Consider the following 18974-nt stretch of genomic DNA (forward strand, 5'->3'; position numbering starts at 1 on the left):
CGTGCCCGCGATCGAGATCCGGCCGGCCGCGCCGACGGTCCCGCTCGGGCTCCTCCAGGCGGCGGAGCGCGACGAGCGGACGGTGCGCTGCGGCCCGTGGTCGCTGCGGTACTCCGACGGGCGGCTGGACGACGTCCGCTTCGGCGCGGCGCGGATCCTCCGCGGGGTCCGCGTCGTCGTCCGGGACGAGGACTGGGGCACCTTCGCGACCGTCCGCGCGGCACTGGAGGTCGAGGACGACGTCCTGGTCGTCGAGGGCGAGAGTGCCCAGGGCGAGGCGCGCGTCGGATGGACCCTGAGGGTCGTCTTCTCCGACGACTCGCTCTCGGTCGCGCTCGAGGCGCGTGCGAGCACGGCGTTCCTCCGCAACCGCCTGGGGCTGATCGTGCTGCACGGCATGGAGAGCGCCGGAGCGGCCCTCGAGGTGCGCCACCCGGACGGCGGCTCCGAGCGCACCGCCTTCCCCGGCCGGATCGCGCCGCACCAGCCCGCGCAGGACCTCGCCGGACTCGCCTGGACCGCCGATGGCGTCCCGGTCGAGCTGACCCTGGCGGGCGACGTGTTCGAGACGGAGGACCAGCGCAACTGGACCGACGCATCGTTCAAGACCTATTCGACGCCGCTGAGCCTGCCGTTCCCGGTCGCGGTCGCCGCGGGCGAGGTCGTCCGGCAGAGCCTGCGGATCGACTGCGCCGGCGCGCCGCCGACGAATGACGACGCGGCGACCGCGTCCGTCTGCATCCTCCGCACGGGGAGTATCGGGCACCCGCTGCCCGAGATCCGCACCTCCGCCGCGAGCGCGCCGACGGACCTCCGGCCCGGCGTCCGGCCGACGATCGATCTGCTGGTCGAGTGCGACGTGCGCTGGACCGGCTGGCGCCGAGCCCTCCGCCGCGCGATCGAGGACGCGGGCGAGCGGCCCGTCGACCTGCGGATCGTCGCGTCCACTCCCGACGACGTCCGCGCGGTCCTCGACGAGCTGGGCGACGCGCGGCTCTCCCGCCTCGGCGTCTTCGCCGCCAAGGGGCACCGCAGCACACCCGAGCTGTTCGAGGAGGCGCGATGCGTCGCGGCCGAACGCGGCATCGAGGTGATCGGCGGCGTCCGCTCGCACTTCACCGAGCTCAACCGCGGTGCCGACGCGCTCGCGCACGTCGACGGGCCACTCGCCTTCAGCATCACTCCCTTCATGCACGACCGGTCGGGGCACCAGCTCGTCGAGTCCCTCGCCGTGCAGCGCACGGTGGTCCGGGACGCAGCGGCGATCGCGGACGGCCGACCGCTGCACATCGGGCCGATCACCCTCGGGGCGCGGATGAACGCGGTGTCGACGTCGCCGTTCGACCCCGGCGCCGCCGACATCGACCGGTCCGGCTACGGCCCGGAGGCCGTGCCGGGCGCGACCGACGAGCGCCAGCAGGCGCCCGAGCTGGCGGCCTGGGTCGTCGGCAGTCTCGCCGCCCTCGCGGTCCCGGCCGTCGCCTCGCTCGCCTACTTCGAGCAGTGGGGCCCGCGCGGGATCGCCGCGGCGACGGGCGTCTCTCCCGCGGGCGTCGTGCTCCAGTGGGCGGCGGACCTCGTCGGCTCGCCGCGACTCGAGGTGGACGCGCCGGGGCTGGTCGTGCTCGGAGCGGCCGCACCGGGCGGCCGCGTGCTGCTGCTCGGCAATCCGGGCGGCACCGCGGTGACGGTCGATCCGGCCGGGATCGAGCGCTGGGAGGCGCACGGGGGAGCCGAGAGCGAGTTGTTCGTGCTCGAGCCCGGTGCAGCTGCGCGGGTGCTGCTGACGGCGTAGCGGCACCGCGAGACCGAGGTTCCGTGCCGGTGGCGGCGCCCGGCGCGACGTCTTGCAGCCCTCGACCGACGTGCGACGACAGAGGACCGTGCCGCCCACACGGTGGTGAGGATCCGTCGGTAGCGTCGTCGGCGGCGCGCGAGCGCGGGACCCCCGCCCGCGCCGCGCGCCCCTGATCGAGAGGGTCCTCCGTGAAGCAACGACGCGTGAAGCAGCGCCGCCCGAAGCAACGACGCCGCGCCCATCTGAGCGCAGCACTGTCTGCTCTGGCACTGTCCGGACTGCTGGCGCTCTCCGGCTGCTCCGCCCCGGCGGACGAGACGAAGACCGACGAGACGACCTCGCCGCTGACGGAGTACCTCGGCTCGCTCTACGGCGGCGACCTCTCGCCGGAGGAGCAGGAGGAGAAGTACAAGGAGCAGGACCGAGCGCGCGAGGAGCTCGTCGCGAAGTGCATGCAGGAGGCGGGCTTCGAGTACACCCCGAGCGTGCAGTCGGCGTCGTTCTCCTCCGACGACGACGCCTACAAGCCGGACGACCGCGGGTGGGTCGCGCAGTACGGCTACGGTGTCGTCGATTCGCCCGGACGCTACGACTCGGCCGACGCGGAGGACGAGTACGTCGACGCCAACGCCGACTACTACGACAGCCTCTCGGAGTCCGAGCAGGCGGCCTGGTCCGAGGCGCTGCACGGCCCGCCGGAGCCGGAGGACGTCGCCGCCTCGGACGACGGGTCCTACGAGTTCGACTGGACGACGGCGGGCTGCTACGGCGCCGCCTCGCACGAGCTGGAGGAGGACGACCCGACCTCCGGGAAGGAGCACGAGCCGGTGCTCGACGCGCTGACCGACTTCTACACGGAGCTGCCGTCGGTCCCCGAGCTGGCGGATCTCGATGCGGCCTGGTCCTCCTGCCTGAGCGACGCGGGCTATCCGGGCTTCGCGACCCAGTTCGACGCCGTGCACTCGATCGACGACAAGATGTCGGCGGTCTACGCGGCGGCCGGCGACCAGCCCGTCGACCCGACGGACCCGAAGCTCGTCGCCGTGAAGGACGAGGAGATCGAGCTCGCGCTCGCCGACCTCGACTGCCGGGAGAAGACCGACTACGCGGCGGTGCACAAGAAGGTCCAGGACGCGCTGGAGCAGCAGTTCATCGACGACCACCGGGCCGAGCTGGACGCGCTGAAGGCCGCGGCCGAGCAGGGCGAGTAGATGCGCGTCCCCCGTCGCCCGGGCTCGGGCGATCCGTCCGATCCGTCGTCGATCGATCCGTCGTCGACCGCTCCGACGCCGACCGATCCGCTCGACCTCCTCGCGGTCGCCGAGCCCACGGACGGTGACGACAACGACGGCACCGACAGCGGCGACACCGATACGCACCCTCGCCGGGGCCGCTTCGCCGCCCTGGCCGCGGTCGTCTCGCGCAACCGCGTCCTCTGGATCGTGGCCGCCGCCGCGCTGCTGAGCCTCGTCGCGGGCCTGCTCGTCGGAAGATTCGTGGTGTCGCCCGCGGAGGCCGCCGCGAATGCGGAACCCTCCGCCCCCGGCCTGATCACCGCGCCCGTCGAGTTCGGCGCGCTGAGCAACGACGTCACCCTCCGCGGCGAGGTGCGCTACGCGGACGCGGTCGAGGTGACCGTCGACACGACGTCGATCCAGGGCGCGGCGGTCGTGACCGGTCAGGTCCCCGCGGCCGGCGCAGAGCTCTCGCCGCTGTCGATCGCCCTGGAGATCGCGGGCCGCCCCGTCATCGTCCTCCCCGGCGAGCTCCCGGCCTACCGGACCCTGCGCTTCGGGGTGTCCGGGCCGGACGTCGTTCAGTTCAAGACCGCGCTGCGCGGCCTCGGGATCGACGCCGGCGACCCCGCCGACGACGTCTTCGACGAGACGGCCGCGAACGCGGTCACCGAGCTCTACGCCCAGGCCGGCTACGCGCCGCCCGCGACGCAGGAGGACGGCGAGGACGTCGTCCGTGCCGCCCAGGAGGCGCTGCGGTCGGCCGAGCAGGGATTCGTCGCCGCGCAGAAGGACCTCGACGACGCCCTGGCGGGCTCCTCGCCGGTCGAGGTCCGCGAGGCCGACATCGCGGTCGCCGGCGCACGCCGCGAGCTGGAGGCCGCCCGCTCGGCCGAGCCGCCGGACGGACTCCGCATCGCGGACCTCGACGACGCGCTCGGCCTGGCCGAGCTCAAGCGGTCCCAGCTGGGCGCGAGCACCGACACCGGTGCGCAGCGCGGCGCCGTCGAGTCCGCGCAGTCCCAGGTGGCGCAGGCGCAGGAGGACCTCACCCGGGCTCGTCAGTCGGTCCTGCCGGCCCTCCCCGCCGGCGAGGTCCTCTTCCTGACCTCGCTCCCGCGGCGGGTCGACGCGGTCACCGCCAAGCGCGGTAGCGTCCTGTCCGGCGCGGCGATGACCGTCTCGGGCGCACAGCTCGAGCTCTCCGGGTCCGCCGCCGAGGCCGATGCGCGCCTGCTCTCGGTCGGTCAGAAGGCGACGTTCGAGCTGCCGGATCGCGCCTCGCACGGCGCCGTCGTCTCGGGAGTGGACCCCGCGAAGGACGGCAAGGGCCGCTGGACGGTGACGCTGACCCCCGACCCGCTCTCGCCGGAGCAGATCGAGCAGTTGCGCGACACCAACGTCAAGGTCTCGGTCGCCGTCGGAGCGACGGAGGGCGCCGTGCTCTCGGTCCCGGTCGCCGCGCTGTCCGCGGGCTCCGGCGGCGAGAGCCGGGTCGAGGTCGTCGAGGGTGACCCGCGCGATCCCGGCGCCGCCAGCCGACTCGTCGTCGTCAGCACCGGTCTCGCCGCGAAGGGGGCGGTCGAGGTCACGGCCGTGGACGGGGCGCTCGACGAGGGCGACCTGGTCGTGGTCGGCCGGTGACCGCTCCGCTGGTCGAGCTGCGGGACGTCACGCGCTCCTTCCCCGGTCCGCCCGAGGTACAGGCGCTGAAGGGCGTGAGCCTCCGCATCGAGGAGGGCGACTACGTCTCGATCGTCGGCCCCAGCGGCTCCGGCAAGTCGACGATGCTGAACATCCTCGGCCTGCTCGACCGGCCGAGCGTCGGCGAGTACCGCCTCGACGGCGCCCTCACCGGAGCGCTCGACGAGGACACCCGGGCGGCCGTCCGCGCGCAGCGCATCGGCTTCGTCTTCCAGTCCTTCCACCTGCTGCCGCGGCGCACCGTGCTCGAGAACGTGATGCTGCCGATGCTCTACAGCGGGACCCCGCGGGCCGCCCGCGAGGCGCGCGCCCGCGACGCCCTGCTCCGGGTCGGACTCGGGCACCGGCTCGGCTTCCTGCCGACGACGCTCTCCGGCGGCGAGCGTCAGCGGGTCGCCGTGGCGCGGGCGGTCGTCGCGCGTCCGAGTCTCCTCCTGGCCGACGAGCCCACCGGGAACCTGGACGGCTCGACCACCGAGGACGTCATGCGGCTCTTCGAGGACCTCACGGACACCGGGCTCACCCTCGTCGTGATCACGCACGATCTCGCCGTCGCGCGGCGGGCGCGCCGCTGCCTCCGCATCGCCGACGGACGGATGCAGGAGGTGACGGCGTGAGCCCCGTGCTCGCGGCGCTCCGCCGCCGGTTCCGGCGCCGGCGACCGCGCTCGGCCGCCGCGTCCCCGCTGCTGCGGCCCGTCCGCCGCGCCGACCGCTTCACCGCCGCGGACCTCCTCGCCGAGGCCACCTCCGACATCGGCACCCGGCCCGCCCGGCTGGTGATGACCCTGCTCGGCACGGTGCTCGGCATCGGCGCCCTCGTCGCCACGATCGGCTTCGCGCAGACGACCGCCGGTCAGCTCGCCCGCCGGTTCGACGCCTTCGCCGCGACCCAGGTCGTCGTGCAGCCGGCCGAGGCGGAGAACTCCTCCGGCGACAGCGTCGCCACCGGGCGGCTGCCCTGGGACGCCGTCGACCGCGTCCGCCGCCTCGCCGGCGTCGAGCAGGCGGCCGTCGTGGGCGAGGTGTCCCTGCGCGAGGGGGCGAGCATCACCGCGGTCCCCGTCAACGACCCGTCCGCGCCCGCCGCCGCGCCGCCGCGGCTGTTCGCCGCCTCCGCCGATCTCCTCGACACGCTGGAGGGCGACGTGACCGCCGGGCGGATGTTCGACTCCGGACACGACGCCCGCGCCGACCGGGTGGTCGTGCTCGGCGCCCGTGCGGCGGAGCGGCTCGGGGTGGAGCGCGTCGACTCCCGGCCCTCGATCCTGATCGACGGCGTCGCCTACTCGGTCCTCGGGCTCTTCGCCGACGTCCAGGCGCGCGCCGAGCTGCTCGACGCGGTCGTCCTCCCCACGGGCACCGCGCGCGCCGACTTCGCGCTCGCGACGCCGGGCGACCTCCAGGCGCGCATCGACATCGGCGCCGGGCCGCAGGTCGCGGCGCAGGCACCGCTGACCCTGGCCCCCGACTCTCCCGACTCCGTCTCCGTCGCGGCACCCGGCGGCCGATCGGAGCTCGCGGGCGACGTCCGCGCCGACGTCGACCTGGTGTTCCTGATCCTCTCGGTGGTTGTGCTGCTCGCGGGCGGGGTCGGCATCGCCAACGTCACCACGCTGTCGGTGATGGAGCGCGTCGGCGAGATCGGCCTCCGCCGTGCGCTCGGCGCCACACGGCGCCGGATCGCCCAGCAGTTCATCGTCGAATCGGCCGTGATCGGCCTCCTCGGCGGTCTGGTCGGAGCGGCGACCGGCGTCCTCGCCGTGCTCTCGGTCTCACTCGCGCAGCAGTGGACCCCGGTGCTCGACCCCGGTGTGGCGTTCGGCGGGGCGCTCCTCGGCGCGCTGATCGGGCTGCTGGCGGGCAGCGTGCCGGCCCGACGCGCCTCCCGTATCGAGCCGATCGCGGCCCTTCGCGGGACCTGAGCCCCGGCCCCGACGAACCGGGGCTGCGGTTCGGCCGAGCAGCGTGTGCGTCGGTTCAGCCGAGCAGCGTGTACGTGGACGCGTCCAGGTACACCGTGCTGTCGGTGCAGACCTCGATCGCGGCGGGCGCGCGGACGGCGGCATCGGCCGCGTCGATCACCTCGGCGACCAGGAACGTCGACGTCGCGGTCGGGCAGCCGAAGGCGCCGGGGGAGTGCCAGGCGACCCGGACGTCCGCCTGCGCCGCCGGAGCGAGGGCGAGCAGGCCGGACGGGTTCGGGCCGTCGGCGGAGGCGACCGCGCCGAGGCGGCTGCCGTCGGCCCCGGCGGCGTAGACCCCGGGGATGCCGGCGAGGGTGCAGGCGCGGTCCGTCGTGTTCGTGAAGACCAGGTCGAAGGCGCTGCTGCCCGCGCCGGACGCGTCGGGATCGGGGCGGTACTCGAGCGAGAGGTCGCTCCCGACGCAGCGGACGGTCTCGGGCTCGGGCGCCGGCGCGGGCGGCTGGGACGCGGTCGGCGCCGGGGCGGGGGTCTCCGGGGCGGTCGTCGGCGCCGGCTCCGCGGACGGAGCGAGCGACGCTGCGGCCGTCGCCGTCGCGGTGGGCGTGACGGAGGGGGTGGGCGTGATGGTGGCCGTCGCGCTCGGCCGCGGCAGCGGCGAGGTCGTGGAGGCGATGCCGGCGCGCCCCGCGCAGCCGGTGACGAGGAGGCCGACCGCGGCGAGGGTCAGGGCCGCCGCGGCACCGCGGCGCAGGAGGTGGCTCATGGGCCGAGTCTGCCACCGCGGGGCGCGATCGGCAGCCCGGATCGACGGACCCGGATCGGCAGCCCCACATCGACGGACCCGGATCGATGGCCCGCGGATCAGCTCCCGGTGTCCGCCAGCCGCCGCGACGCGGTGCTCATGTGCGCCTCCATCGCCCTCGCAGCGGCGGCGGGATCGCGCGCCTCGATCGCCTCGAGCACGGCACGGTGCTCGGTGAAGGCGTCGCGAGCCTGCTCCGGGCTGCTCAGCGCGCGCTCGACCCAGAGCCGCAGCAGGGAGCGGATGGTCTGCAGCAGATCGCGCAGCACGACGTTCTCCGCACTGAGGGCGATCTGGAGGTGGAAGCGCACGTCGGCCTCGACGAAGGCCGCGATGTCGTCGAGGTGCGACTCCATCGCCTCGAGGTGCGCGTGCAGCCTGGCGAGTCCCTCGTCGTCGATCCGGAGCGCCGCCAGCATCGCCGCCTGCACCTCGAGCCCACTGCGCACCTCGATCAGCTCGGCGGTGCGGCCGGCCGAGAGCATCAGGCCCCAGCTCAGCGTCGTCGGCAGCAGCTCGGAGGTGCTGTCGCGGAGGTAGGTGCCGGAGCCGGGCCGCACCGTGACGATGCCGAGGATCTCCAGCGCCGCGAGCGCCTCCCGCACCGCCGAGCGGCCGACGCCGAGGCTCTCGGCGAGCTGGCGTTCCGGCGGGAGGCGGGAGCCGGGCACGAGGTCGCCGCGGGTGAGCAGCGAGGTGAGCTGCTTGGCGACCTCGGCGACGGCGGTGCCGCGGGGGAGGACCTGCAGCTCCAGGCGCACGAGGGACGGGTCGTCTTCGGGGTACGCCGGCATGCTCCGACCGTAGCAACCGCGCCGACGCCGCACCCGCAGCGACTCGACCGGAGAACCGGTTGACAACCGCGGCCCCGGCACGGCATCCTCTAATTGGTCAACCGGTCAGCCAATTCCCCCGAAGGCGGCCCGAGCCCCACCCCGCACCACCCAACACAGTCGTTGACACGGATCAGGAGATCGACGTGGACCTTCCCTCCCGCACAGGCGGAACCGCGACGGCGGACGCCGCCGTCGAGAAGAGCGCCATCAGGAAGGTGTCGATCCGGCTCGTGCCGTTCGTCGCCCTGATGTTCTTCATCAACTACCTCGACCGGACGGCCATCGGCTTCGCCGCGCCGAACGGCATGGAGGCCGACCTCGCCCTCTCGGCGGCCCAGTTCGGCTTCGCCTCGGGCGTCTTCTTCATCGGCTACATCCTGCTGGAGGTGCCGAGCAACCTCGCGCTGCACCGCTTCGGCGCCCGCCGCTGGCTCGCCCGCATCATGGTCAGCTGGGGCATCGTGGCGCTCCTCTTCACCTGGGTGCAGAACTTCGAGCAGCTCGTCGCCCTGCGCTTCCTGCTTGGTGTCGCCGAGGCCGGCTTCTTCCCCGGCGCGATCCTCTTCCTCAGCCTCTGGGTGCCGGCCAAGCACCGCTCGAAGATCCTCGCGCTCTTCTACCTGGCGCAGCCGCTCACCACGGTGATCGGCGCCCCGCTCGCCGGCTTCCTGATCGAGCAGGACGGCATCCTCGGCCTCGAGGGCTGGCGCTTCATGTTCCTCGGCGTCTCGCTGCCCGCGATCGTCGTGGGCGTCATCGCCTGGTTCTACCTCAAGGACAAGCCCTCCGACGCGAAGTGGCTGACCCGCGAGGAGCAGGTCTGGCTGACCACCGCGCTGAAGCGCGAGGAGGACGTCAAGACCAAGGGCGTCACCACGCACCCCAAGATGTCCTCCGCCTTCAAGAGCGGCCGCGTCTGGATGCTGAGCTTCGTCTACTTCGGCTTCATCTACGGCCTCTACGCGCTCGCCTTCTTCCTGCCCACGATCATCGAGGGCTTCCAGGAGCAGTACGGCACCACCTTCGGCATCTTCGAGAAGGGCCTGATCACCGCGATCCCCTACGTGCCCGCGGCCATCGCCCTCTACCTCTGGTCGCGCGACGCCACCCGCCGCGGCGTGCGCACCTGGCACATCGTGATCCCCGCGATCGTCGGTGGCCTGAGCATCCCGCTCGCGCTCTTCGCCGGCTCCCCGGCGGCCACGATCGCCGTGATCACCGTCACCGCGATGGCGATCTTCTCGGCGCTGCCCAACTTCTGGACCTTCCCGACCCGGTTCCTCACCGGCGCGGCGGCGGCCGCGGGCATCGCGCTGATCAACACGATCGGCAACCTGGCCGGCTTCTCGGCCCCGTACATCACGGGCGCCCTGAAGGACGCGACCGGCGGCTACGAGGTCCCGATGGTCATCGTCGGCTTCTTCCTGCTGCTCTCCGCGGTGCTGATGTCCCTCCTCGCGCGCCGCTACAAGGACGCACCGCTCGACGCCCCGAGCGTCGACGTGATCGCGCACTGAGCACCCGCACGACCTGCTGACCGCCCGACGCCGCCCCTCCCCGAACAGGACTCCTGATGACCCGGCTCTACAACGACCCGTCCGACTTCGCCGACGAGATGATCGACGGCTTCGTCGCCGCGAACCGCCGCTTCGTGCGGCGGGTGCAGGGCGGCGTGGTGCGCTCGACCGTGAGCGCGCCCGGCTCGGTCGCCCTCGTGGTGGGCGGCGGCTCCGGCCACTACCCGGCGTTCGGCGGACTCGTCGGGCAGGGGCTCGCGCACGGCGCGGCGATGGGGAACCTCTTCGCCTCGCCGTCCGCGCAGCAGGTGCACTCGGTCGCCGCGGCGGCCGAGCACGGCGGCGGCGTGCTGCTCAGCTACGGCAACTACGCGGGCGACGTGCTCAACTTCGACGCGGCCGAGCGGCGCCTCCGCGACGAGGGGATCGACGTCCGCACCGTCACGGTGACGGACGACGTCTCGAGCGCGAGCGTCGCCGAGAAGCACAAGCGCCGAGGGATCGCGGGCGATCTGACGGTCTTCAAGGTCGCGGGCGCCGCGGCGGAGGAGGGCGCGTCGCTGGACGAGGTCGAGCGCATCGCCCGCCTCGCCAACGAGCGCACCCGCTCCTTCGGCGTGGCGTTCTCGGGCTGCTCGCTGCCCGGGGCGTTGGAGCCGCTGTTCACCGTGCCGGAGGGTCGGATGGCGGTCGGCATGGGCATCCACGGGGAGCCCGGCATCCGCGAGGACGACGTGCCCACGGCCGACGGTCTCGCCGAGCTGCTGGTCTCGTCCCTGCTCGCCGAGCTGCCCGACGGCGTCGACGCGGCCGAGGGCTCGCGCCTCGTCGTCGTGCTGAACGGGCTCGGCTCCGTGAAGTACGAGGAGCTGTTCGTCGTCTACGCCGGCGTCGAGCGGCGCCTGCGCGAGCGCGGCCTCGAGGTGCTCGAGCCCGAGGTCGGCGAGCTCGTCACGAGCTTCGACATGGCCGGCGTCTCACTCACCTTCTTCTGGGTCGACGACGAGCTGGAGCGGCTCTGGGCCGCGCCGGCCGAGGCTCCCGCGTACCGCAAGGGCTCGGTCCGCCCCGCCGAGCAGGCCGCTGTGACGGAGCAGGAGACGACCGCGGTCGTCATCGGCGAGGCGAGCGACGATTCCCGCGACGCCGCCCGCACCGTGCTCGCCGCTCTCGAGGCGACGCAGTCCACGATCGACGAGAACGCCGACGAGCTCGGCCGGATCGACGCGGTCGCCGGCGACGGCGATCACGGCATCGGCATGCAGCGCGGCGTGCACGCGGCGGTCGCCGCCGCCCGGGCCGCGCTCGAGGCCGGCGCCGGGGCGGGAACCGTGCTCGCCCATGCCGGCGATGCCTGGTCCGACCGGGCCGGCGGCACCTCCGGAGCGCTTTGGGGCGCCGCGCTCGCCGCGGTCGGCTCGGCGCTCGGCGACACCGCCGCGCCCACGGCCGCCGCGGTGGTCGAGGGGGTCGACGGCGCCCGCGCGGCGATCCTCCGCTTCGGCGCGACGCCGGGCGACAAGACGATGGTCGACTCCCTCGTCCCCTTCGCCGACGTCCTCGGCGAGGCCGTCGCCGCGGGGGAGGAGCTGCCCGCGGCCTGGACCCGGGCCGCCGAGGCCTGCACGACCGCCGCCGCCGCGACCGCGCAGCTGCTGCCGAAGATGGGCCGCGCCCGGCCGCACGCCGAGAAGAGCCTCGGCACCCCCGACGCCGGGGCGCACTCGCTCGGGCTCATCGTCACCGCGATCGGCGCGGTGCTGCGGGCGGGCGCCTCCGTCTCCGCGACCCCCGGCTCTGTCGGCAGCGGCGCGTAGCGTCGACCCCGTCCCCACGACCGCTTCCAGCAAGGAGAGAACACCCATGAGCGCACCCCTCCGCCTCGTCGTCGGCTCCGACGACGCCGGTCTCGACTACAAGGAGATCGTCAAGGCCGACCTCGAGAAGGACTCCCGCGTCGCGTCCGTCGTCGACGTCGGCGTCGACGCCTCGTCGCACACGCCCTACCCGAGCGTCGCCATCGCCGCCGCCGAGATGGTCGCCCGCGGCGACGCCGACCGCGCGATCCTGATCTGCGGCACCGGGCTCGGCGTCGCGATCGCCGCCAACAAGGTGGCCGGCATCCGCGCCGTCACCGCGCACGACTCGTTCTCGGTCGAGCGCTCGATCCTCTCCAACGACGCGCAGGTGCTCTGCATGGGCCAGCGCGTCGTCGGCATCGAGCTCGCGCGCCGCCTCGCGAAGGAGTGGCTCGGCTACGAGTTCGACAGCTCCTCCGCCTCCGCCGAGAAGGTGCGCGTGATCGAGGCCTACGAGGCCGGCAACCCGGTCGCGGACGACGCCGCCACGGTCGGCTCGTGCTGAGCCGCGCCGCCGGGGACGCCCCGGCGTTCACCGTCGGCGTGAGCCTCAAGATGTACTTCGGGCACGCGCGGACGCTCGAGTGGATGCAGCGCATCGCCGAGATCGCGCGGACGCACGAGGCGACCGCCTCGGGAGCCGTCGAGCTGTTCGTGGTGCCGACCTTCCCCGCGCTGGTGCCGGTCGGCGCCCTCGCGGCGGAAACCGGAGTCGCGCTCGGCGCGCAGGACCTGTTCTGGGAGGACGCGGGAGCGTTCACCGGCGAGGTCAGCGGTGCGGAGCTGCGCGAGGTCGGCTGTCGGCTGGTCGAGATCGGCCACGCCGAGCGGCGCGCGCTCTTCGGTGACGACGACGAGCGCGTGCGCGCGAAGGTCGCGGCGGCGTTCCGCAACGACCTCGTCCCGCTGCTCTGCGTCGGCGAGACCGAGCGCGGCTCCGTCGAGGACGCCGTCGAGCTCGTGCTCGCGCAGATCGGCTCCGCCCTCGCGGACGCGGACGAGGCCGGCGCCGTCGGCCCGATCCTCGCCGCCTACGAGCCGGTCTGGGCGATCGGCGCCCCCGAGCCCGCCGAGCCGGCCTTCATCGCCGGCGTCGTCACCGCGCTCGAGGCGGCGCTCGCGCAGCTCCCCGGCCGCGCCGGCAGCCGCGTCATCTACGGCGGCAGCGCCGGACCCGGGCTCCTGACCGCGCTCGAGGGCCGCGTGCCCGGGCTGTTCCTCGGCCGCTTCGCGCACGACCCCGAGGCGGTCGGCGCGATCTTCGACGAGGCGCTCGCTCTCGTGCGCGCCGACTTGGAGGCCCGATCGTGAGCCGCATCGGGCTGAGCAGCTACGCCTTCTTCTGGCGCTCCTCCGATCGCGTCCCCGAGCCGCTCGGCGTCGAGGCCATGGTCCGCGAGACCGCCGCGCTCGGCGTCGACCTGCTGCAGCTCTGCGACGTGCCGGCGCTCGAGGAGTACTCGGACGAGCAGCTCGCGTCGCTGCGCGCGGTCGCGAACGCCGAGGGGGTCGGGCTCGAGCTCGGCACCCGCGGCACCGATCCCGCGCACCTGCGCCGCTGGCTCCGCCTGGCCCGCGCGCTCGACGTCGTGCTGCTGCGCAGCATGTGGACGTCGGGGGAGGACCGGCCGGACCGCGCCGAGACGCTGCGGCGCCTGCGCGAGATCGCGCCCGAGCTGGAGGAGGCCGGCGTCACGCTGGCCCTGGAGACCTACGAGCAGGTGAGCACGGCCGACCTCGTCGACGTGATCGCGACGCTCGATCACCCGCGGATCCGGATCTGCCTCGACCCGGCGAACACCGTCGCGAACCTCGAGCTGCCGGAGGACGTCACCGCCCGCTGCGCCCCGTACGTCGCCAACTGGCACGTGAAGGACTTCGACTTCAGCCGCAATCCCGGCTGGGTCGGCTTCGTCTACACCGGCACGGCGCTCGGCGACGGCCGCCTCGACTACGACGCCATGCTCGCGCTGCTGCAGCCGGCGGAGCGCGGCATCACCCAGATCATCGAGTTCTGGCTCCCCTGGCAGGACACCGTCCCCGCCGCGGAGCAGGCGCTCGTCACCACCCGGCTCGAAGCCGAGTGGACCCGCACCACCCTCGACCAGCTCAGGAGAAGGAACTCATGACCGACACCACCGCCACCACCGCCCCGGGCACCGCCGCCTCCGCCCTCACCGTCGCCGTCATCGGCGCCGGCGGCAAGATGGGCATGCGGGTCTCGAACAACCTGCAGAAGTCCGAGTACAACGCCCTCTACAGCGAGGCCTCGCCCGCCGGCCAGGAGCGCACCCGCGAGGCGGGCCGCGAGATCACCGCGACGCCCGACGCCGTGAAGGACGCCGACGTCGTCATCCTCGCCGTGCCGGACGTCGTGCTCGGCGCGGTCTCGGAGGACGTGATCCCGCAGATGAAGAGCGGCGCGATCATCCTCACCCTCGACCCGGCCGCCGCCTACGCGGGGCTGCTCGCGAAGCGCGAGGACATCCACTACGCCGTGGCGCACCCGTGCCACCCGTCGGTGTTCCTCGAGCGCACCACCCCGGAGGAGTGGGCCGACACGTTCGGCGGCATCGCCGCGCCGCAGGAGGTCGTCGCCGCCCTCGAGGACGCCGACGACGACGTGCGGGCGATCGCGGGGAAGGTCATCTCGACCATCTACGCGCCCGTCATCGCCGTGCACTGGGTGACCGTCAAGCAGCTCGCGGTGCTCGAGCCGACCCTGGTCGAGACCATCGCCTGCATGGTCGGCGAGTTCCTCAAGGAGGCGCTGGACGAGACCGTCAACGGCGTCGGCGTGCCCTACGAGGCGGCCCGCGCGATGCTCTACGGCCACACCTGGATCGCGCTGACCAACGGCCTGCGCGGCTCGAACCCCTTCTCGGAGGCGTGCCACATCGCCATGGGCTACGGCCGCGAGGCGCTGATCAAGGACGACTGGAAGAAGATCTTCGACGACTCGGAGCTCGACTCCGTCATCGCCAAGATGCTGAAGATCGACGCCGTCAAGCGCTGAGGCGCCGGGCGGGGGCACTGCCTGCTGATCGAGTAGCCCTCGCAGAGGGCTGCCGTCATGCTGATCGAGTAGCCCTCGCGAGGGGTGCCCTCATGCTGATCGAGTAGCCCTCGCAGAGGGCGTATCGAGATCCATCGTCGTCCGGTGGGCGGGTCTCGATACGCCGCTGTGCGGCTACTCGACCAGCATGGGCCGGGCGAGGCGTCCCCGTACGGTCGAGACAGCCCGCAGTAGCGGGACGTCTCGACGGTCCGGGGACGCCTCGGCGTCGCACTAGAGGCGGACGATCATCTTGCCGGTGTTGCCGCCGCTCATCATGGAGAGGAAGGCCTCGACCGCGTGGTCGATGCCGTCGACGACGGTCTCGTCGTAGGCGATGCTCCCCTCCTGGAACCAGCCGCCCATCAGGCGGTTGAACTCCGGGGCGTGGTCGAGGTACGCCGACAGGGTGAAGCCGCGCAGGGTCAGCCCGCGGGTGATGATGTTGGCCATGTTGTCGGGCCCGGCCGGCTTCTCGGTGCTGTTGTAGCCGGCGATCGCGCCGCAGAGCGCCGCGCGTCCGCCGTCGTTGAAGGCGTCGAGCGCCGCCTCGAGGTGATCGCCGCCGACGTTGTCGAAGTAGACGTCGATGCCCTCGGGTGCCGCTGCGGCGAGCTGCTCGCGGACGGGGCCGGCGTGGTAGTCGAACGCGGCGTCGTAGCCGTACTTCTCCGTCAGCAGCGCGACCTTCTCGGCCGAGCCGGCGGAGCCGATGACGCGCTTCGCTCCGAGCAGGCGGGCGATCTGGCCGGCGGCCGAGCCGACGGCTCCCGCGGCGCCGGAGACGAAGACGGTGTCGCCCTCCTTCAGCCCCGCGATGGTGGTGAGGCCGACGAAGGCGGTGAGGCCGGTCATGCCGAGGACGCCGAGCCGCAGCGAGAGCGGGGCGCCGGGGATCTCGGGGACGACGCGGAACGCCGAGCTCTGGGCCTGGACGATGTCGCGCCAGCCGAGCTGATGCAGCACGACGGCGCCGACCGGGAAGTCCGGGTCGCTCGACACGGTGACGCGGCCGATCGCGCCGCCGGTCATCGTCTCGCCGAGCGCGTAGGGCGGGGTGTAGCTCTTGACGTCGTTCATCCGCCCGCGCATGTAGGGGTCGACGGAGAGGAAGGCGTTCTCGACGCGGATCTCGCCGGCGGCGGGCTCGTCGTACTCGACCTGCGCGGTCCGGAAGTCCTCGGCGACGGGCCAGCCGACGGGGCGGCGGACGAGCTGGATCTGGGTGCTGGTGACGGTGGTCATGGAGCCTCTCGAGGGGTCGTGGGGATGGAGATCAGGAGGCCGCGAGGCCGATGCCGAGCACGAGGACCGCGAGCAGTCCGGGCGCCATCTGAGTGAGGGCCGCGCGCCGCTTGCCGGGGGAGGAGAGCAGCAGCACGAGGGCTGCGGCCACCATCGATCCGGTGCCGGTGAAGACGAGTGCGGCGCCGACGGCGGTCGCTCCCGAGGCGAGCACGATCACGCCGACGATCGTGACGATCGCGAGGAACAGGTTGTAGAAGCCCTGGTTGAACGCGAGCTCCTTCGTCGATTCGGCCTCGCCGGCCGTGGTGCCGAAGGTGGAGCGGGCGCGCGGGGTCGTCCAGAGCAGCGACTCCAGCACGAAGATGTAGACGTGCAGCAGCGCCGCGAGGACGGCGAGAACGAGTCCGATGACGATCACGGCGAGGCCTCCTGATTGTGTATCGCTCGGTTCACTACCGAACGGCCTCACTCTATACTGGAACGACCGGTTCACAACAGACCACCGGTTCCGGGTCGTCAGCAGAGGGAGTCGCCGTGGGACGCACGCAGAGCTTCGACACCGACCAGGTGGTCCGGTCGGCGCGCGCCGTCTTCTGGGACCGCGGCTTCGAGGAGGCGTCGCTGCCCGAGCTCGAGGCGGCGACCGGACTCGGCCGCTCCAGCCTGTACCACGCGTTCGGCAGCAAGCGCGGGCTCTTCGACGCGGCGGTGCAGAGCTACCTCGACGAGATCGTGCGGCCTCGGCTGGAGCCGCTCACCCGGGTCGACGTGGAGCCGGCTGCCCTCGAGGACTACTTCTCGGGGTTGCGGGACGCGCTCGCCGATCCGCGGACCGTGTCGGCGCAGAGCGGGTGCCTCCTCCTCAACGCGGCGGGTGCGCCGATCGCGCGCGACGACGCGGTGCGCGAGGTGATCGCGGAGTACCGGGCGGAGCTGCAGCGGGCGATGCTCGCGGGGGCGGCGGCGCGGTGGCCGGGGGAGTCCGCCGAGTGGCGGGGGCGGCAGGCGGGGGTGCTGGTGTCGCTGCTGGTGACGGCGCTGGTGCTGGCGCGGGTCGATCCGGGGCAGTCTGTGGCGACGGCGGAAGCGGCGCTCGGGCTGGTGCGGGGGGACTGACGAGGCCGGGTGCTGACTGCTGGCGTGCTCGTCGCTTCGCGACATCGTTCTGGCGGTGCGAACGGGGTGGACGCGGCGCCTCGTCGCGGCTCCTTCCCGCGCGCCTGCGGCGCGCCCGCCAGACCCGAGCCAGGAGCCGCGACGAGGCACCGCGACCACCCCTCCGTTCGGAGGAGGTGGCGGCACGGCGGGCTCGGGGAGAGCGGATGTCAGGGCGCGGGCGGAAGTTCGGCTCGTGGGGCCGCGTTCGGCTCGCGGGGACGGGCCGATTCGACGTGCCGAGGGGTGTTCTGCGTGCCGGAGGTGGGCACGGACCGTGGTACCGAGAAGGGCCGGCGGGGGAGTTCCCGCCGGCCCTCGGGAGGGTGCGTCAGTCGGTGCCGGCGTCGAAGGCGGCGCCCTCGGAGGCGAGGTCGGTGGCGCGGCCGAGGGCGTCGGCGGCGGCGGAGCCGTTGCCCTCGGTGATGGCCTCGGACTCGCCGATCTCGAGGTGGCCGACCAGCTCGGCGGTCGAGCCGCCGACCAGGCCCGCGGCGGCGTACTGCTCGAGGCGCGAGCGGGAGTCCGCGATGTCGAGGTTGCGCATGGTCAGCTGTCCGATGCGGTCCTCGGGCCCGAACGCGGCGTCGCCGACGCGCTCCATCGAGAGCTTGTCGGGGTGGTAGCTCAGCGCGGGGCCGGTGGTGTCGAGGATCGTGTAGTCGTCGCCACGGCGCAGGCGCACGGTGACCTCGCCGGAGACGGCGGAGCCGACCCAGCGCTGGATGGACTCGCGCAGCATCAGCGACTGCGGGTCGAGCCAGCGGCCCTCGTACATCAGGCGGCCGAGGCGGCGGCCCTCGGAGTGGTACTGCGCGATGGTGTCCTCGTTGTGGATCGCGTTGAGCAGGCGCTCGTAGGTCAGGTGCAGCAGCGCCATGCCGGGCGCCTCGTAGATGCCGCGGCTCTTGGCCTCGATGATGCGGTTCTCGATCTGGTCGGAGTTGCCCAGGCCGTGGCGGCCGCCGATCGCGTTGGCCTCGAGGACGAGGGCGACCGGGTCGGAGTACTCGACGCCGTTGAGGGCGACCGGACGGCCGGCCTCGAAGCGGACGCTGACCGTCTCGGCGGCGATCTCGACGTCCTCGCGCCAGGCGGCGACGCCCATGATCGGCTCGACCAGCTCCATGCCGCTGGAGAGCTCCTCGAGGCGCTTGGCCTCGTGGGTGGCGCCCCAGATGTTGGCGTCGGTGCTGTATGCCTTCTCGGTGGCGTCGCGGTACGGGAAGCCGCGGGCGACGAGCCACTCCGACATCTCCGTGCGGCCGCCGAGCTCGTTGACGAACTGGACGTCGAGCCACGGCTTGTAGATGCGCAGGCGCGGGTTGGCGAGCAGGCCGTAGCGGTAGAACCGCTCGATGTCGTTGCCCTTGTAGGTGGAGCCGTCGCCCCAGATGTCGACGCCGTCCTCGCGCATCGCGCGGACCAGCAGGGTGCCGGTGACGGCGCGGCCCAGGGGAGTGGTGTTGAAGTAGGTCTTGCCGCCGGAGCGGATGTGGAAGGCGCCGCACTGCAGCGCGACGAGACCCTCCTCGACGAGGGCGGACTTCGCGTCGACGAGACGCGAGATCTCGGCGCCGTACTGCGCGGCGCGCGCGGGCACGCTGTCGATGTCGGGCTCGTCGGCCTGGCCGATGTCGGCGGTGTAGGTGCAGGGCACCGCGCCCTTCTCGCGCATCCAGGCGACCGCGACCGATGTGTCGAGCCCTCCCGAGAATGCGATTCCGACGCGCTCGCCCACGGGCAGACTGTTCAAGACCTTCGACATGGCTCCGATTTTAGGAGACTCGCGGGGCTGCTCGTGACGCGGCCGGTCGCGGGAGCTCCGGCCGGCGCCG

17 protein-coding genes are annotated in these 18974 nt (G+C 73.3%); 12 read left to right on the forward strand and 5 right to left on the reverse strand.

Annotated elements, in window-relative coordinates:
* The first annotated feature begins 1 nt into the window (after position 1).
* The 5 genes from HQQ86_RS17100 (at position 2) to HQQ86_RS17120 (ending at position 6661) form a co-directional block, all read left to right on the forward strand.
* Complete coding sequence (locus HQQ86_RS17100) at positions 2–1795, forward strand: hypothetical protein (RefSeq protein ID WP_173289466.1); 1794 nt, start codon at positions 2–4, stop codon at positions 1793–1795.
* Between the two features lie 191 nt (positions 1796–1986).
* The gene (locus HQQ86_RS17105) at positions 1987–3009 is read left to right on the forward strand and encodes a hypothetical protein (RefSeq protein WP_173289467.1); all 1023 of its coding nucleotides are present in this window, start codon (positions 1987–1989) and stop codon (positions 3007–3009) included.
* On the forward strand, positions 3010–4677 hold the full coding sequence (locus HQQ86_RS17110) for a hypothetical protein (RefSeq protein ID WP_254072207.1): 1668 nt from the start codon (positions 3010–3012) through the stop codon (positions 4675–4677).
* A complete protein-coding gene (locus HQQ86_RS17115) occupies positions 4674–5354 on the forward strand; it encodes an ABC transporter ATP-binding protein (protein ID WP_173289468.1) in 681 nt (226 codons plus the stop codon). Before HQQ86_RS17110 ends, HQQ86_RS17115 begins: the two co-directional genes overlap by 4 nt.
* The gene (locus HQQ86_RS17120; RefSeq protein ID WP_367948707.1) at positions 5351–6661 is read left to right on the forward strand and encodes an ABC transporter permease; all 1311 of its coding nucleotides are present in this window, start codon (positions 5351–5353) and stop codon (positions 6659–6661) included. The genes HQQ86_RS17115 and HQQ86_RS17120 overlap by 4 nt, the downstream gene beginning before the upstream one ends.
* A 55-nt stretch (positions 6662–6716) precedes the next feature.
* Here HQQ86_RS17120 and HQQ86_RS17125 read toward each other — a convergent pair whose 3' ends face one another.
* Both HQQ86_RS17125 and HQQ86_RS17130 read right to left on the reverse strand, forming a co-directional pair.
* Positions 6717–7427 (reverse strand): DUF4232 domain-containing protein, encoded by a 711-nt coding sequence (locus tag HQQ86_RS17125; protein WP_173289469.1) that lies wholly within the window; start codon positions 7425–7427, stop codon positions 6717–6719.
* 98 nt (positions 7428–7525) lie between these two features.
* Positions 7526–8260, reverse strand: a complete 735-nt coding sequence (locus HQQ86_RS17130; protein WP_160090147.1) for a FadR/GntR family transcriptional regulator — start codon at positions 8258–8260, stop codon at positions 7526–7528.
* A 185-nt stretch (positions 8261–8445) separates the two neighbouring features.
* Between HQQ86_RS17130 and HQQ86_RS17135 the strand changes: the two genes are divergently transcribed.
* From HQQ86_RS17135 to HQQ86_RS17160, 6 genes are read left to right on the forward strand one after another with little or no spacing between them, the layout of a single operon-like run.
* Complete coding sequence (locus HQQ86_RS17135) at positions 8446–9819, forward strand: MFS transporter (protein WP_173289470.1); 1374 nt, start codon at positions 8446–8448, stop codon at positions 9817–9819.
* Between the two features lie 56 nt (positions 9820–9875).
* Positions 9876–11636, forward strand: coding sequence for a dihydroxyacetone kinase family protein (locus HQQ86_RS17140; RefSeq protein WP_173289471.1), 1761 nt, complete (start codon positions 9876–9878; stop codon positions 11634–11636).
* Positions 11637–11682: 46 nt separating this feature from the next.
* Positions 11683–12183 carry a ribose-5-phosphate isomerase gene (locus HQQ86_RS17145; RefSeq protein WP_173289472.1) on the forward strand — a complete coding sequence of 167 codons (501 nt, stop codon included), beginning with the start codon at positions 11683–11685 and terminating at the stop codon, positions 12181–12183.
* On the forward strand, positions 12177–12989 hold the full coding sequence (locus tag HQQ86_RS17150) for a triose-phosphate isomerase (RefSeq protein WP_367948708.1): 813 nt from the start codon (positions 12177–12179) through the stop codon (positions 12987–12989). The genes HQQ86_RS17145 and HQQ86_RS17150 overlap by 7 nt, the downstream gene beginning before the upstream one ends.
* Complete coding sequence (locus HQQ86_RS17155; RefSeq protein WP_367948709.1) at positions 12986–13807, forward strand: sugar phosphate isomerase/epimerase family protein; 822 nt, start codon at positions 12986–12988, stop codon at positions 13805–13807. The genes HQQ86_RS17150 and HQQ86_RS17155 overlap by 4 nt, the downstream gene beginning before the upstream one ends.
* Positions 13804–14694 (forward strand): phosphogluconate dehydrogenase C-terminal domain-containing protein, encoded by an 891-nt coding sequence (locus HQQ86_RS17160; RefSeq protein ID WP_173289473.1) that lies wholly within the window; start codon positions 13804–13806, stop codon positions 14692–14694. The genes HQQ86_RS17155 and HQQ86_RS17160 overlap by 4 nt, the downstream gene beginning before the upstream one ends.
* Positions 14695–14967: 273 nt before the next feature.
* Here HQQ86_RS17160 and HQQ86_RS17165 read toward each other — a convergent pair whose 3' ends face one another.
* Both HQQ86_RS17165 and HQQ86_RS17170 read right to left on the reverse strand, forming a co-directional pair.
* A complete protein-coding gene (locus HQQ86_RS17165; protein ID WP_173289474.1) occupies positions 14968–15978 on the reverse strand; it encodes an NADP-dependent oxidoreductase in 1011 nt (336 codons plus the stop codon).
* Positions 15979–16009: 31 nt separating this feature from the next.
* Positions 16010–16399, reverse strand: a complete 390-nt coding sequence (locus HQQ86_RS17170; protein WP_173289475.1) for a DUF1304 domain-containing protein — start codon at positions 16397–16399, stop codon at positions 16010–16012.
* A gap of 116 nt (positions 16400–16515) precedes the next feature.
* Here HQQ86_RS17170 and HQQ86_RS17175 point away from each other — a divergent pair, with 116 nt between their 5' ends.
* The gene (locus HQQ86_RS17175; RefSeq protein ID WP_173289476.1) at positions 16516–17097 is read left to right on the forward strand and encodes a TetR/AcrR family transcriptional regulator; all 582 of its coding nucleotides are present in this window, start codon (positions 16516–16518) and stop codon (positions 17095–17097) included.
* Positions 17098–17467: 370 nt separating this feature from the next.
* Here the strand turns inward: HQQ86_RS17175 and argG are convergent, their stop codons facing one another.
* Entirely contained in the window at positions 17468–18904 is a 1437-nt protein-coding gene (gene argG, locus HQQ86_RS17180; protein WP_123446074.1) for an argininosuccinate synthase, read from the reverse strand.
* Positions 18905–18974 lie beyond the last annotated feature (70 nt).

The sequence above is a fragment of the Rathayibacter sp. VKM Ac-2857 genome, assembly GCF_013205025.1.
Classification (GTDB): Bacteria; Actinomycetota; Actinomycetes; order Actinomycetales; family Microbacteriaceae; genus Rathayibacter.

Excerpts from the sequence above, each read along its gene's own strand:
- argG (WP_123446074.1), bottom strand. The coding sequence starts at position 18,904 with ATGTCGAAGGTCTTGAACAGTCTGCCCGTGGGCGAGCGCGTCGGAATC.
- HQQ86_RS17130 (WP_160090147.1), bottom strand. The coding sequence starts at position 8,260 with ATGCCGGCGTACCCCGAAGACGACCCGTCCCTCGTGCGCCTGGAGCTG.
- HQQ86_RS17160 (WP_173289473.1), top strand. The coding sequence starts at position 13,804 with ATGACCGACACCACCGCCACCACCGCCCCGGGCACCGCCGCCTCCGCC.
- HQQ86_RS17125 (WP_173289469.1), bottom strand. The coding sequence starts at position 7,427 with ATGAGCCACCTCCTGCGCCGCGGTGCCGCGGCGGCCCTGACCCTCGCC.
- HQQ86_RS17140 (WP_173289471.1), top strand. The coding sequence starts at position 9,876 with ATGACCCGGCTCTACAACGACCCGTCCGACTTCGCCGACGAGATGATC.
- HQQ86_RS17165 (WP_173289474.1), bottom strand. The coding sequence starts at position 15,978 with ATGACCACCGTCACCAGCACCCAGATCCAGCTCGTCCGCCGCCCCGTC.
- HQQ86_RS17145 (WP_173289472.1), top strand. The coding sequence starts at position 11,683 with ATGAGCGCACCCCTCCGCCTCGTCGTCGGCTCCGACGACGCCGGTCTC.
- HQQ86_RS17110 (WP_254072207.1), top strand. The coding sequence starts at position 3,010 with ATGCGCGTCCCCCGTCGCCCGGGCTCGGGCGATCCGTCCGATCCGTCG.